Origin of the sequence: Luteolibacter ambystomatis (genome assembly GCF_018137965.1) — a bacterium.
GTDB lineage: Bacteria > Verrucomicrobiota > Verrucomicrobiia > Verrucomicrobiales > Akkermansiaceae > Luteolibacter > Luteolibacter ambystomatis.
The window spans coordinates 2,077,820-2,091,432 of sequence record NZ_CP073100.1 but is presented as its reverse complement, the minus strand read 5'-3'; the positions used below and the strand labels follow the sequence as shown (position 1 = coordinate 2,091,432).

Genomic DNA, 13,613 nt, shown 5'->3' with positions numbered 1-13,613 from the left:
GGTCGTCTCCGGTCTCCGTAGTGGCAAAATCGGCGAAATAGGGCACAAATTAAATATTGCAAACAACTGACAGTGAGTAGTGAAGGTGGTTTGGTGAGGTGCGCGGCCACCTGCCTCCGGGAACTCCACGGTTGCCCAGCGGCGGGGCGTGGATAGGGTGGGGGCGCGGCGATGACGGTGACGCAGACTCTTTCCCTCCTCGGGGCGGCGATGGCCGCCGGAGCGATCAATGCGGTGGCGGGAGGCGGGACGATTCTGACGTTTCCGACACTACTCGCGGTGGGCACTCCGCCGGTGATCGCGAATGCCACGAGTACCGTGGCGCTGGTGATCGGCACCGGGGGCTCGGTCTTCGGCTTCCGCAGGCACATCCCGGCGATCCGCGAGTGGCTGTGGCGCTTCGTGCCGGTGAGCTTGCTCGGCGGGCTGATCGGGAGCTGGTTGCTGACGGTTACGGATGACTCCACCTTCAAGCACTTGGTGCCGTTCCTGATCCTGTTCGCGACGCTGCTGTTCCTGGTGCAAGGCGTGGTGGCGCGGATGGTGAAACGCACCGTGGAGGAACCGGCGCGGAAGCGGCGGGTGTGGCCCGCGGTGTTGTTCCAGTTCGGAGTGGCGATCTACGGCGGCTACTTCGGTGCGGGCATCGGCATTCTCATGCTGGCCACGCTGGGCTTCATCGGCCTGACGGACATCCATCGCATGAACGCGTTGAAGAACATCCTCGGCTCGCTGATCAACGTGGTGGCCTCGGTGATGTTCATTGCTCGCGGCATGGTGGATTGGCACAAGGCCGGCGTGATGACCGTGGGCGCGATCATCGGCTACTTCGTCGGTGCGCACTGGTCGCAGAAGATCCCGCAGGTGTGGGTGCGGCGGTTGGTGCTGGCGATCGGCTTCGTGATTTCCGCGATCACCTTCTACCGGACTTTCCGCGCATGAGCGATCCCGTGATCCCGTTAGTAACGACGGACCCGGCCCTGGAAACCACCCGCCGCTATCTGCCGTGGGTGGTGGCGGTGGCGTTGTTCATGCAGCAACTCGATGGCACGATCGTGAACACGGCGGTGCCGACCATCGCGGCCTCGCTGAAGGTCACGCCGCTGAGCTTGAAGTCCGTGCTCACCAGCTACACCATTGCCATTGCGGTATTCATTCCGTTGAGCGGCTGGCTGGCGGATCACTTCGGCACGAAGCGCGTGTTCGGATTCGCCATCGCGATGTTCACGCTGGGTTCACTGGCGTGCGGGATCTCGCTGAACCTGCCGATGCTCGTCGCCTCCCGCGTGATGCAGGGGATTGGCGCGGCGTTCATGATGCCGGTGGGCCGCATCGCCCTTCTGAGGACATTCCCGAAATCCGGCATCCTGCGGGCGATGAATTTCGTGATCATCCCCGCGCTGTTAGGCCCCTTGCTGGGGCCGCTGATGGGTGGGGTCATCGTGCATGTGCTGCCGTGGCGCTGGATCTTCCTGATCAACCTGCCATTCGGAATCCTCGGGCTATGGCTGATGCGGCGCTACATGCCGGACCACCGCGGCAAGGTTTCCGAGCCACTCGATACATGGGGCTTCATTCTCTTCGGCGCGGGTATCGCGCTGCTGTCGTGGGTGCTGGAGATCTTCGGCGAACACCGCATGAACACGGTGTGGGTGGGTGGCTTCGCGTTGTTGTCGTTCGCCCTGCTCGGCGGCTATGCGTGGCATGCGCGGCGCGTGAGCGATCCCTTGCTGGCGGTGTCGTTGTTCAAGATCCGCACCTTCCGCGTCTCGGTGGCGGGGGGATTCGTGACGCGCCTCGGCATCAGCGGCATGCCGTTTCTGCTGCCATTGCTCTATCAGCTCGGCATGGGCTTCCAGCCATGGCAGGCCGGTCTGCTGGTGATGCCGCAGGCGCTCGCCGCGATCGGCATGAAGCTGCTGGTGGAGCGCATCCTCGCGCGCTTCGGCCACAAGAAGGTGCTGGTCGCGAACACGCTGGTGATCGGCCTGATGATCTCCGCGTTTTCCCAAGTGGGACCCGGTACGCCGGTATGGGTGATCCTGCTGTTCAGCTTCATGCAGGGCAGCGTCTCCGCGCTCCAGTTCACGGCCATGAACACGCTGGCGTATGCGGACACGACGGATGAGCAGGCCAGTGATGCGAGCACCATCGCCAGCACCGGGCAGCAGCTTTCGATCAGCTTCGGCATCGCCTTCGCGTCGCTTGTCACGGCGTGGTTCCTCGGTGGCATCGAGCGATCCGATCCGGCTGCATTGATCCCCGCGCTGCACCGGGCCTACCTGCTGTTAGGAGCGGTGAGCATCGTGAGCGCGGTCACGTTCCTGACGCTGAAGCGCAACGATGGTGCGGATGTCAGCGGCCATGTGGAGGCGACGGAGGAATAAGGGGCTTTCTTTGTATCCATGTGGCGGCCTTTGGTTGACTCCCGGTCTTCCAGCCAGTACCCCGCGCGCGCCCGGACGGGGTCCGGGACCGATACCATGTCCGTTCTCGTTGGAAAGAAAGCTCCGGCCTTCACCGCCAAGGCGGTGAAAGGGGAAACCATCATCGAAAACTTCACCCTCTCCCAGTTCCTCGGGAAGAACTACGTCCTGCTGTTCTTCTACCCGAAGGACTTCACCTTCGTCTGTCCGACCGAACTCCACCGCTTCCAGGAGGAGTTGGAGCAGTTCGAGTCCCGCGGTGTGAAGGTCATCGGCTGCTCGACCGATTCCGAGTTCTCCCACTGGGCCTGGCTCCAGACCCCGCGCAGCAAGGGCGGCATCCAGGGCGTGACCTACCCGCTGGTGGCGGACATCAACAAGACCATCTCGTCCGACTACGACGTGCTCGCCGGTGACTACGTGGAGACCGAAGACGGCGACATCGAGATCACCGGTGAACTCGTCGCCTATCGTGGTCTGTTCCTCATCGACAAGGCCGGCATCGTCCGCCATCAGGTTGTCAACGACATGCCGCTCGGCCGCTCCATCCGCGAGGCCCTGCGCGTGATCGACGCCCTCCAGCATTTCGAGCAGCACGGCGAAGTCTGCCCGATGGATTGGGAGAAAGGCGACGACGCCATGACCCCGGACCACGAAGGTGTGTCCAACTACCTCGGCAAGTAAGTCAGCTTGCTGGTTTTCAGTGTTCAGTTTTCAGGAAAGAGGCCCGCTGGGGGCTCTTCCTGAAAACTAGGCTGAATCGACATTCATGTTGCTTTGGATGGGAAGCATCCAAAGGGCGCTCTGGATTTGGAGTGCGGCGAGGCATCGCCGCTTTGAGCGGAGGCGGGACATCGCCGGAAAGAGGCTTCGTGTCCAGGGAGCGGCTCCCGCATTCCAGAATCATCTCCCCACGGGTTCAGGCATCTCTCGCAAGATGGTGCCGCAGTATCCGTCGATTTCTCTCCCGTGCCGAAAGCGGCGATGTCTCGCCGCGCTCCACATCAGAGACACCCGGCCTCATGCTTTAAATCTCGATTCAACCTAACAAACTTCGGTGACCATCAGCGCGGGGCGGTCCAGGGAATCGCCCGTGCTCAGCCCGCGGAGCCTTTGATAGAGCGGGCTTTCCGGTGTGAGCACCGTGAGTTCGCAGCCGAGGTGCTCGACCACCAGGCCGCCGCCGGTGGGGGCGAGCAGATAGAAGGATGTCTCCCCGTCCTGATCCACTTCCACCAGAGCCCCGGCATCGATGGGGGCGGTGATGTCGAAATCCGGGAGAGCGAGGGTATCGAAGATCCTCACGGCTTCAGCCAGTTCATCGACCTGCTTGGCCTGGCCACGGGCAAGATAGGAGGCTTCCAGATTCCGGGTGTCGTATTTGCTCTCCGCCTTGCTGTCGGCATCGGTGGCGGCGGCGTGGGATTCGCGCGCGGCTGTAGTCAGACGCTCCAGACGGGTACGCAGTTCGGCACGGATCTGGCCGAGCAATTCAGTCTTCACGGACATCGGGGAGGGGAGTTAGGCGCTTTCGGCGATGCAACACAAGCCCTCGTGACGACGGCGAATCGCAAGAAATGCCGGCCGAATTGTGAACAACCTGAGGACAACAGTGGACAACCTCTGCGTTTCCGTGAATAGAATCATTCAAATGTTTGGATCGAATGTATGAAATGAGGCGGAGCGAGGCATCTTTTTGATCCAGAGCGAATTCCGGGGCATGGTAAATTTGTGATGGGTGATTAATCGAACGTTTGACACCCGCTGGGGTGAGACGTAAGGAATCCACTCAATGGATCGCACAAGTGTTCCCGAGAGTGGTGCCAAGCTCAAGTTGGTCGAGGCTGCGGAGGCCTTGTTCGCGGAGCGTGGCTTTGAGGCGGTTTCGGTTCGTGACATCACGAAGAAGGCCGCGATGAACATCGCCTCGGTGAATTACCACTTCGGCAGCCGGGATGGTCTGGTGGCGGCGGTGATGACCCGCTATGTGACGCCGATCAATGAGGAGCGTATCGCCCGGCTTGATGCCATCGAACGCCGTTGGGCGGGCAAGGCAGTGCCATTGGAAGAAGTTCTGGAGGCCTTTGTTCGCCCGATGGTGACCCAGGTGCGGCGGTCCGAACTCTCCGAGCGGCTGTTCCTGAAACTCGTCGGCCGTACCTTCGGTGAGCAGGGCAATGCGATGCCTCCGGTGCTGATCGAGCAGTTCAAGGTGGTGTGCTCGCGGTTCGTGAAGGCCTTGTCGAAGTCGTTGCCCGGCCTGCCCGCCGAGGAAATCCTGTGGCGCATGCACTTCGTGGTGGGGGCGATGTACCACGCGATGGCGCAGGAGGATGTCCTGCAGATGATCTCCCAAGGGGCCGCAGGCAGTCCGACGATCGAGACGACCCTTGCGCGGTTTACCCGCTTCGCTGCCGCCGGTCTGCGGAATGGCTTGGAAACCGGTGACGCCGTGGTGGCCAAGGGGCCGCAGGCAACGTTCGATTTCTGAGGCGGCGATACGGACAACGAGACTCGATGGTTCCGAGCGGTGAAAGCCGGAGTGGCATTCTACGACCGTGTCATTCGGGGGTGTATCGAAACTCCGATTGAAGCTCCCTCGTCCCGTTGGGGCGAAGAAGGTTTCAGTACACCCTTTAGGGCATCACCTTCGGATCGTGATCGGTCCGTCGCTTCATCAGGGCGGCGTGGGTACCGTGTAGCGCAGGCGGAAGAACCGGCGGCCGTAGGACGACGGCAGGTCGAACTCGTAGGTGGCCGTGGCGTTGGAAATCGGCACCGGATAGGTGGCGCTCCATGGACCGGCCGGGCTGTCCGCCATTTCCAACTGGTAGCTGCCGCTGGTGACGGCGGGGGACAGGCGGAAGTGACGGTTGCCGCCGGAGACCACCGACATCAGGTCGAGCTTGAGGCGGGAGAGGGAGCTGAGAGGCTCGAGCCCCAAGTACTGCTCCACGATGTTGGCCACACCGTCTCCGTCCGGATCGGCGGTCGGGCCGGCGATGGCGGCGTTGCCTGCCTGGGCTCCGAATTTCTGGTCGCGCCACGTGGTGTTGTAGCCGGTGTCGATGGAGAGCGCGAGGGTGTTACCCTGCTGGATGACCTTCCAGGTGCCGGTCACGCCGGAAAGCGCGCTGGTGTCCACGGTGAACACGGCCGAGCTGAAGTTGGTGATGCCACCGGTAGTGGTCACCAGTGGAATCACCGCCGAACCGCCGTTGGCGACGGGATTGGCCCCGGTCAACTTGAGTGTGACCGCCGGTGTGCCGGAGAAGGTCAGGCTGGTGGCATTGACAAGATCGGACGAACCGGTGGCAGCGAGGTCCCAGCGCAGCACGGCTCCGGATTGGAGGGTGATGGCGGCGGTGCCCAGCGTGCCGATGCCTCCGGAGCCCGGTGCCAACGAGCCACCGTTCTGCACGGTGGAGGCTCCTCCCACGGTGCCGGTGCCGGAGAGTGTGCCGCCATTTTGGACCGTCACCACCCCGGTGGAGAGCGAGCCGTTCACCGTGAGAATGCCACCGCCGACCGTGGTGGTACCGGTGTAGGTATTGGTGGCGGAGAGGAGCAAAGTGCCTGCTCCGGATTTCGTCAGACTGCCGCTGCCGGAGAGAACTCCGGAGAGGGTGACGGTGCGGGCGGTGGCGTTGTCCGAGGCATCAAGTGTGTTGATGGTCGCACCACCGGTGAGTGCCATCGCCAGTGTGCTGGACCAATCGGCGCGTGCGCCGACCGTGCCCGCCCCGAGATTGATGGCGCGGGTGCCGGTGCCGATGGACGTGATTCCGCCCGCGCCGACATTCAAACGGCCGCCGTTGACATTGACGGTCTGCGTGGCGGTGCTGCCGGAGATGCCGAGCTGCACGCCGCCAGCGTTGACGGTGCCTTGGGTGATGGTGAGCGTGTTGCTGTAGCTGCCACCGGAGTTGCCGAGAATGGCGCTGCCGGTGAGCGTGATTTGGCCGCTGGCATTGTGGTTCACGACCGTGCCCGCATTACCGATGGTCATCGAGGCGGCGGTGATCGATCCGTTGGTGCCGGTGATGTTGGTGGTGGCGGCGGTGGAGATGTTGAGATTGCCGGTGGAGTTCAGCGCGCCGCTCACCGAGAAGGTGCCCGGATTCCACGGGATGGCGATGGAGCCTGCGTTCAAGACGCCGCCGTTCTGAATGGTGATGTTGGCTCCGGCCGAGTTGTTCGTGGACAGCGCGCCGCTCGCCGTGAGTGTGCCGCCGGTGGCGACCGTTACTCCCACGCCGCCATTCAGAGTCACCGAGGTGATGCCGGGAGTGTTGCCGCCGATGGACAAGGTGCCGCCGGTGATCGTGACCGGTCCGGTGAGGGTATTCGTGCCGGTGAGCGCGAGCGTTCCCGATCCAGCCTTGGTGAAGCCTTCGCTGCCCGCGAGCGCGGTGGCGAGGGTAGCGGTGCGGTTGTTGATCGTCACCAAGGGGGTGCCGGTGGAAACGTCCAGCGTGAGTGGTCCGCCGCTGCCGGCATTGAGCAACCAGTCATGCGAGGCGGTGGTGTCTCCGAACTTCAGGTTTCCAATCGCGCGCGGACCGTCCAAGGTGACGGTGGTGTTCGCGGTGATGTTGAGCGTGCTGAAGTCCGCGGTCTGATCCACGCCGAAGGCAGCGGTGCCGCCGCTCCAGTTGCCGGTGGTCGGCCAGGAGCCGCCGGTGAGTTTCGTCCAGACACCATCACCGTGTACGAAGGTGGTCACGCTGATGTTCAGGGTGGTGGTGGCACTGGCGCCTGCGGAATCCGTGACCCTCACGGTGAAGCTGTTCGCTCCGCCGTCGGTGCTGCCGGGAGTGCCGGAGAGCGCGCCATTGGCGGCAACATTCAACCAGGCCGGGCCGGAGACCTTCGAGAAGGTAAGGGCGTCACCATCCGGATCGGAAGCGAAGGGGACGAGTGTATCCGAGTAGGCGGCCGCCTCGATGGCGGTGGCCGTTGCGATCGGATTGCCGGAGAAGACCGGCGGGCGGGTGGGGGCATTGACGGTGATCCGCAGTGTGGCCTGGCTTGAAAGCCCGCCTTGGTCCGTCACCTGGACGACGAACTGATTGAGGCCCATGGTGCCGGTGCCTGGTGTGCCGGAGAGCGCGCCATTCGCCGCCACCGTGAGCCATGCCGGGCCGGAGACCTTCGAATAAGTCAGCGTGTCAGCCGAGTTGAAGTCGCTCGCGCTGCCCGCCAGGGATTCGCCGGAGTAGGGGATCGTTTCCGGCACGCTGCCGCGTACGAGCGGATTGGAGAGGAAAGCCGGAACCTGATTGCCGACGGGGATGTCATCATAGGATCCGCCGATGCGGTATTCGAGATACTGTCCGGGGATTTCGCCGGAGCCATTGACGGGAGCGGCGTCGCCCTGCCGCTGCCAGGCCACCGCGCAGTGGTCGCCGCCGCCGCCTTCCTTGTGCAGCACTTCGATGTAGTAGCGCTTGCCTGCTTCGAGAGCGACGTAGGCGCTGGGCGAGCGGGCGCTCCAAGCCATGGGATTGGTGTAGCCGGAAAGCTGGAGCAGACGCACCTTGTTCGCAGCCAGTTCGTTGGTGCCCAGCCACAGTTCCGAGTCATCGTCGGAAGTCAGATAAAAGCGGTAGTTTCCTGACACGGTGGGCTTGATCCAGCCGGTGAGCCGCTGGCCATAGCTGTCCGCGTAGTCCGAGGGGGTGGCGGCACTGGTGATGGGTCCGCTGGTGCTCGCGAACTCCGGATAGCCGGGGGCCGAGGTGAGCGAGGCCACGGTCGATCCATCAATGCCGCTGTAAACTTCACGCCACAAGCCGCCGCTGGTGATCACTCCCGCATCCGTGACGGTGAGGCGGGCTGCGGTGCTGGTGGCGGTTCCAAGCACGGTGGTATAGACGCAATCGTAGTTTCCTTCCACGCCACCGGAGACATTCGAGAGTGTCAGCGTGGGGGAGGTGGTGGGAGTGCCAACCGGGCTGCCATTGCGCCGCCATTGGTAGAAGCCCGGCTGTGGGCCGGTGGTGCCCACGGTGAAGGTGGCGGTGCCGCCCAGCGCCACGGAGGTGGGAGAGGGTGGGGTGGAGATGGCCATCGTGGCGGGCGTGGTGTCCGGCACGGCGAGCGAGGTGCCATCGATTACGGAGATCGCGCCGCCGCCGATCGACCAGCCGACCGAGAGATGGTCGCCGCCGGTGCCTTCCTTCTGCAAGGCCTCGAAGTAAACCGGCTGGCCGGCGGTGAGATTGATCGCGGCGGATTGCTGGCTGGTATATTTCGTCCACTCGTTCGCATTGGTGTAGGTGGCGACGGTGGAGATGACGGTGGCTCCCGCCGCGCCGGGGCCGGTGGAGTTCAGCTTGAGCTGCGATGCATCATCCGAAGCGATGTAGAAACGATAGGAACCGGTGACCGGCGGGATGATCACGCCGCTGAGGCGCGCGCCGTAGTTGTCCCCGGAGTAGTTGCCGGTGAGCTGGGTCACGGTGCGGACCACGTCCGGAGAATTCGGGAACTTGGTGGCACCGGTGAGGTTCGCCACGGTGGTGCCGGTGATGCCGGTATAGACCTGGTAGTTTGCGATACCGCCGATGTAGCCCGCCGGGACCGGCTGGAGGCGCACGGAAACGTCGATGGGCTCGACAAGGGTGTAGGAGCCGCGCGTCACGGTGAGTTGCAAGCGGTAGGTGCCGGAGGAGCCGAAGGTGATGTTCGTGGTGGCCGCGGAGGGGGCGCTGAAAGTCACGCTGCCCGGGCCGGAAACGGTGGACCAGGCAGCGGTGTAGCTGTCGGCGGAGAGCGTGGTGCCGGCACCATCCGTGATCTGCACGGGCATGGCGAGCGTGGCTCCGGTGAGGCTGGTTTTGCGCGCGTCGATGGTGGGCCAGGTGATGTCCGGAGACTGGAAGTCGGCGAGGACCTGGTCGGTGGTGTTGTTGTAGCGCGGCAGCAGGTTGTAGCCGCCGTTTGCCACGGCGTAGGGGATGGCCATGTCCAGGGCGGAGCAGTGGGTTTCATCCAGGTAGTTGTCGTTCACGCTGCGGGCGCGGAAGTACTGGAAGCCCGCGGAGTAAGTACGGGACAGGGCGTAGTAGAAGCGCCAGTTGTCCAGGGCGAAACGCTGCTGGCGGTCGCTGAGGAACGCGGTGGCCATCGCCTGATACGTCTGCGCGCCCACGCAGTAGGCGTGGGCCTCCTGCTGGCGCATGTAGTTGCGGGAGATGTAGGCCTTGAGGCGGGAGAGCTTGTCCTCGTCATCGGCGGTGAGCGTGCCGCCGGCGACCTTGTACTGGGACAGGCCGAGGATGGTGCCGGGCGTGCGTCCGGCGGCGTCGTAGGAACTCGGTGCGTTCAGGGTGTAGGCCACGTGGCCGTCGTCGTTGCTGCCGGTGGAGTAGTAGGCGCAGCGTTTCCCCATCCAGTTCCACTGCATCTGGAATTTCTCGTCGATACTATGATCGTAGTTTTCCATCCCGGCGGGTACCGCGCCCGCGGGGGCGGTGGTGTAGCCGAAGTAGTGTCCGTCCCGCGGCCTCACTGTCATGTCCATGCCCGCCCGCTTGGCGAAGGCCATGCCGTTGAAGCTGTAAACCCCGCAGATGTTGATGCCGCCGCCCCAGCCCAGGTGGATGTAGTCCCCGGTGACTCCGCCGTGGCTGCACATGCCGGCGATCTGGGTGTAGCCGGGGGAATAGCCGTTGGCGTTGAGCGCGGGTTGTTTCCACCACTGGATCGTGTTCGCGCACATTTCGGCCCCGCGCTGGATGCTGGAAGCCACGCTGGCGTCCGAGGTCTTCGCGTAATACTCGGAAAGGAAGGCGACCATCTGGCCAAGCTGCCAGTTGCTCAGGTTGTTGCTGCCCGCGTAGTTCGGGTTCGTGGTTCCATCCAGCAGCTTGTCCTCCACCGGGGCGTAGGTGCCGGCGGTGATCTGGGCCACGCAGTAGTCGCGGATCTTGTTGATCGAAAGCCGGTAGGGCTTCGAGCCGGTGGTGTCGTTCCAGTTCGGATGGCCGAGCAGTGCGAGTCCGGTCCAGCCGGTGAAATAACCGAGGCTGCCATTCGCGTTCATCGCGCGCTGGTGGAGGTAGGCGCAGGCGCTCTCGAACATCGCCTGGTGCTTGCTGCTGCCGCGCGGATAGGCGGGGCCGAAGCGTCCCACCGAGGGCAGGGTGACATTGATGTCGAGCGCGCCGGTGCCGGGACGCAGTACCTTCAGAGGCAGGGTGCCGCCGCTTCCCTCCGCCCGGTCCACCGCGAACCCGAGATCCTGGCTGGCTCCGTAGTGATAGCTGCCGGTGGGGGTGAAGGTTTTCCCGAACGCACCGTAAATGTAGTCGCCCACCTGCAATCCGGCCGCGGCTCCCGGGGCGGTGGAATCGATGGCGGAGACGCGGATGAAGCTCAGGTCCTGTGTCACCCGGTACCGGCCGCCGATGGGGCCGAGCGGGTAGTCGCGCGTTTCTTCCTGAGCCATGGCGGAAGGAAGGAGGACGGCGGACAGCAGCCCGAAGAGGGCGGAGAAGGAACGCATGCGAACGAAGGGTTTGGGCGGGTTTTGGGAAAGCGGGTGCTCACTCGGCCTTGGCCGGGGCGGCGGGTGAAATACGGATCGAGACCGGCAGGCCCTCCGGCGGCAGCGAGGCCGCGTGCGGGATGTGCAGGTCATCGTCGTCCTGGTCGGCGCGGGGATTTCCAACCAGTGCCACGGGGTCCGAAATCAAGGCAATGACCGAGCCATCCCGCTCCGCGCCGAATCCATCCTCATCCAGAGTGGAGGCTTGGAACGACCACGCGCCCTTCGGCAAGGTGGTACCGGATTTCGCCTGCGGGCTGTCCTTGGTCAGCTCCACCATCTCTTCCAGCGGTACCTGCCGCTTCGGGCCGTTGCCCGCCCATTCCACCTCGATGGTGACCGGCACCGGTGGGCCTTTGCCCGGCTGCGGTGAGAGTCCCAGCAGCAGGGCCGCCGTCTGGATGTGCAGGGGCGAGGCTTCGGTGGTGAAGAGGGTTTCGTGAACCTTGCCCTTGGTGGTGACGAGGGCGTATTCGATCAGTCCTTCCCGCAGCTTGATCTTCGCGGGGATGACCACGGTGCGGGTCGCGCGATCGCCTTGGACCAAGCCGACCTTGAAGGTGGTCTCCCCGGTCTTCTCGATCTGGCGGGCGGCTGTTTCCTTGTCGGCGGGCGGCTGGGCCTGCTTGTCTTGATCCGTGGGCCGGGAGGGCACGAATTTTCCGGAAGACTGGATTGCTCCCTGGTCAGGGGCCGGAGGTGTCTGTGCCCGGATGATGCCGGTTGCGGACACGGCGCAAGCCCACCACAATAGAATGGAACTCTCCCGGGAGAGGAATCTTCGTGACGGCTTGGAGGATGAGTCAGCTTCAGGTGGAATTCCATTCATGCGGCAAATGCAAAGGAGCAGCGGGCAAAATGATCAGAGCCCTTGTCGCAAAATGAATGGTTTGTGGGGAAGTAAAAACATCTGCCCGATCGATCAGGATGGGCTCGGGAATGGTCCACATCGGCGTCCCGGGATGCGGTGGCACGGTCAAATCGGATATGTGCCGGCGACTGGTACTGGTCCGGAGATCGGACCAGTGGCCCGTTGATGTGCCCGTGGGCGTGACAATGAAGGGTTCCTGAGGAGGTTGGCCTCCATTCCGGTGCGGAACCTTATGGAGTCTGTACTTCCATGCCGCGCTCGCGCAGGGCGCGCAGGAAATCGCGGTCCGCGTTGCCGTCCGTGATCAGGCAGTTCAAGGAGGCCAGATCTCCAAAGAAGAACGAAGCCTTCTGACCGAGCTTGCTGTGATCGGCGAGGTAAACGACTTCCTCGGCGTTCGCGATCACGCGCTCCTTGAAGGAGGCCTGGCGGGAGTTCGTCTCGCTGATGCCGCGTTCCAAGTCGATGCCATTGCCGGAGCAGAACATGCGGTGGATGTTGTAGCGGCGCAGCGCCGTTTCCGCCGGGAGGCCGATGAACGAGCGCGAGCGGCGGTCGTAGAGGCCGCCGGTGCAGATCAGGTCGAGATTGGTCCGGCCTTCCAGCGCGGTGAAGACATTGAGCGCGTTGGTCAGGATGGTGAGAGGCACGTCCGGAAGGAACTCCGTCATCGTCAGCGTGGTGGAGCTGGCATCCAGGAAGATCGTCTCATTCGGCAGGATGCGGGCGGCGGCGATGCGGGCGATCACCGATTTTTCCTCGCGGCGGATCAACTGGCGCTCGGTGAGGGGAAGTTCTTCCTTGGCCCGGGCAGGGCGGGTGGCGCCACCATGGATGCGGATCAGGTCCCCGCGTTGCTCCAAAAACTCGAAGTCCTTCCGGATCGTTTCGTCCGTCACGCCGAATCCGGCGGCAATTTCCACCGTCCGGACGGACCCGTGGACCTGCAACAATTCGAGGATACGGCGATGACGTTCAACGGCTAACATGGGGATTGTGGAAATCTTGGTTCTTTTGGGAATATCTTTGTTTTCCCTTGACGTGTAACTTGTGTAGGACCAAGTTGGTGCCGCATGGCAGCACCGCTGACACCTAACACGCCACGAGCGGTGATCGAACACCTCGTCCGCGAACAAGTCTATTCAAAACTGGGGCTGCCACTTCCCCGGGCTGCCAGCGCGCCGAATGCCCTGCTGGTGAATGTCAGCGCGCGCCACTGCCATCTGACGCAAGAGGCCGTGGAAGCCCTCTTTGGAAAAGGCCACCAGCTCACTCCGATGAAGGGGCTCTATCAGGACGGGCAGTATGCCGCGCAGGAGTCCGTGACCCTGATCGGACCGCGCAGCCGGGTGATTTCCAACCTGCGTATTCTTGGGCCATGCCGCACGCTGAACCAGGTGGAATTGGCTTTTACCGATGCCATCGCGCTCGGTTTCGACATCCCGGTGCGGATGTCCGGGGACATCGCTGGTACGCCGGGCTGCATGTTGATGGGGCCGAACGGCTACTTCGAACTGCCGCAGGGCGTGATCCGCGCCCAGCCGCACGTCCACATGCATCCGGACGATGCGGCCTTCTATGGCGTGAAGCACCTCGACCCGATGAAGCTCAAGGTCCACGGCCCGCTTGGCATGACCTTCGACAACCTCGTCGTGCGCGTGGACCCGTCCTTCAAACTCGAGGTCCACATCGATACCGATGAGGGCAATGCCTGCGGCCTCGGGGCCAACACCTTCTGCGAACTCCTCAAGTAAACCTCTCA

9 protein-coding genes are annotated in these 13,613 nt (G+C 63.5%); 5 read left to right on the top strand and 4 right to left on the bottom strand.

From position 1 onward, the window contains the following. The first annotated feature begins 171 nt into the window (after window positions 1–171). From KBB96_RS08030 to KBB96_RS08020, 3 genes are all read left to right on the top strand, one after another. On the top strand, window positions 172–942 hold the full coding sequence (locus tag KBB96_RS08030; protein ID WP_211634166.1) for a sulfite exporter TauE/SafE family protein: 771 nt from the start codon (window positions 172–174) through the stop codon (window positions 940–942). Then, window positions 939–2,387 (top strand): DHA2 family efflux MFS transporter permease subunit, encoded by a 1,449-nt coding sequence (locus KBB96_RS08025; protein ID WP_211634163.1) that lies wholly within the window; start codon window positions 939–941, stop codon window positions 2,385–2,387. The genes KBB96_RS08030 and KBB96_RS08025 overlap by 4 nt, the downstream gene beginning before the upstream one ends. 96 nt (window positions 2,388–2,483) lie before the next feature. Further along, window positions 2,484–3,110 (top strand): peroxiredoxin, encoded by a 627-nt coding sequence (locus KBB96_RS08020; RefSeq protein ID WP_211634161.1) that lies wholly within the window; start codon window positions 2,484–2,486, stop codon window positions 3,108–3,110. A gap of 360 nt (window positions 3,111–3,470) precedes the next feature. Here the strand turns inward: KBB96_RS08020 and KBB96_RS08015 are convergent, their stop codons facing one another. Then, window positions 3,471–3,935 (bottom strand): hypothetical protein, encoded by a 465-nt coding sequence (locus tag KBB96_RS08015; RefSeq protein WP_211634159.1) that lies wholly within the window; start codon window positions 3,933–3,935, stop codon window positions 3,471–3,473. Between the two features lie 283 nt (window positions 3,936–4,218). Here KBB96_RS08015 and KBB96_RS08010 point away from each other — a divergent pair, with 283 nt between their 5' ends. Beyond that, entirely contained in the window at window positions 4,219–4,917 is a 699-nt protein-coding gene (locus KBB96_RS08010) for a TetR/AcrR family transcriptional regulator (protein WP_211634158.1), read from the top strand. A gap of 186 nt (window positions 4,918–5,103) precedes the next feature. Here the strand turns inward: KBB96_RS08010 and KBB96_RS08005 are convergent, their stop codons facing one another. From KBB96_RS08005 to KBB96_RS07995, 3 genes are all read right to left on the bottom strand, one after another. Further along, on the bottom strand, window positions 5,104–10,938 hold the full coding sequence (locus KBB96_RS08005; protein ID WP_211634156.1) for a beta strand repeat-containing protein: 5,835 nt from the start codon (window positions 10,936–10,938) through the stop codon (window positions 5,104–5,106). A 40-nt stretch (window positions 10,939–10,978) separates the two neighbouring features. After that, the gene (locus KBB96_RS08000; RefSeq protein ID WP_211634154.1) at window positions 10,979–11,635 is read right to left on the bottom strand and encodes a YdjY domain-containing protein; all 657 of its coding nucleotides are present in this window, start codon (window positions 11,633–11,635) and stop codon (window positions 10,979–10,981) included. A 446-nt stretch (window positions 11,636–12,081) separates the two neighbouring features. Next, window positions 12,082–12,840, bottom strand: coding sequence for a DeoR/GlpR family DNA-binding transcription regulator (locus KBB96_RS07995; RefSeq protein WP_211634151.1), 759 nt, complete (start codon window positions 12,838–12,840; stop codon window positions 12,082–12,084). Between the two features lie 84 nt (window positions 12,841–12,924). Here KBB96_RS07995 and pduL point away from each other — a divergent pair, with 84 nt between their 5' ends. Next, window positions 12,925–13,605, top strand: coding sequence for a phosphate propanoyltransferase (gene pduL / locus KBB96_RS07990; RefSeq protein ID WP_211634149.1), 681 nt, complete (start codon window positions 12,925–12,927; stop codon window positions 13,603–13,605). Window positions 13,606–13,613: the final 8 nt, after the last annotated feature.

Coding starts and splice junctions, on each gene's coding strand:
- KBB96_RS08030 (WP_211634166.1), top strand. CDS start 172: ATGACGGTGACGCAGACTCTTTCCCTCCTCGGGGCGGCGATGGCCGCC.
- KBB96_RS08025 (WP_211634163.1), top strand. CDS start 939: ATGAGCGATCCCGTGATCCCGTTAGTAACGACGGACCCGGCCCTGGAA.
- KBB96_RS08020 (WP_211634161.1), top strand. CDS start 2,484: ATGTCCGTTCTCGTTGGAAAGAAAGCTCCGGCCTTCACCGCCAAGGCG.
- KBB96_RS08015 (WP_211634159.1), bottom strand. CDS start 3,935: ATGTCCGTGAAGACTGAATTGCTCGGCCAGATCCGTGCCGAACTGCGT.
- KBB96_RS08010 (WP_211634158.1), top strand. CDS start 4,219: ATGGATCGCACAAGTGTTCCCGAGAGTGGTGCCAAGCTCAAGTTGGTC.
- KBB96_RS08005 (WP_211634156.1), bottom strand. CDS start 10,938: ATGCGTTCCTTCTCCGCCCTCTTCGGGCTGCTGTCCGCCGTCCTCCTT.
- KBB96_RS07995 (WP_211634151.1), bottom strand. CDS start 12,840: ATGTTAGCCGTTGAACGTCATCGCCGTATCCTCGAATTGTTGCAGGTC.
- pduL (WP_211634149.1), top strand. CDS start 12,925: ATGGCAGCACCGCTGACACCTAACACGCCACGAGCGGTGATCGAACAC.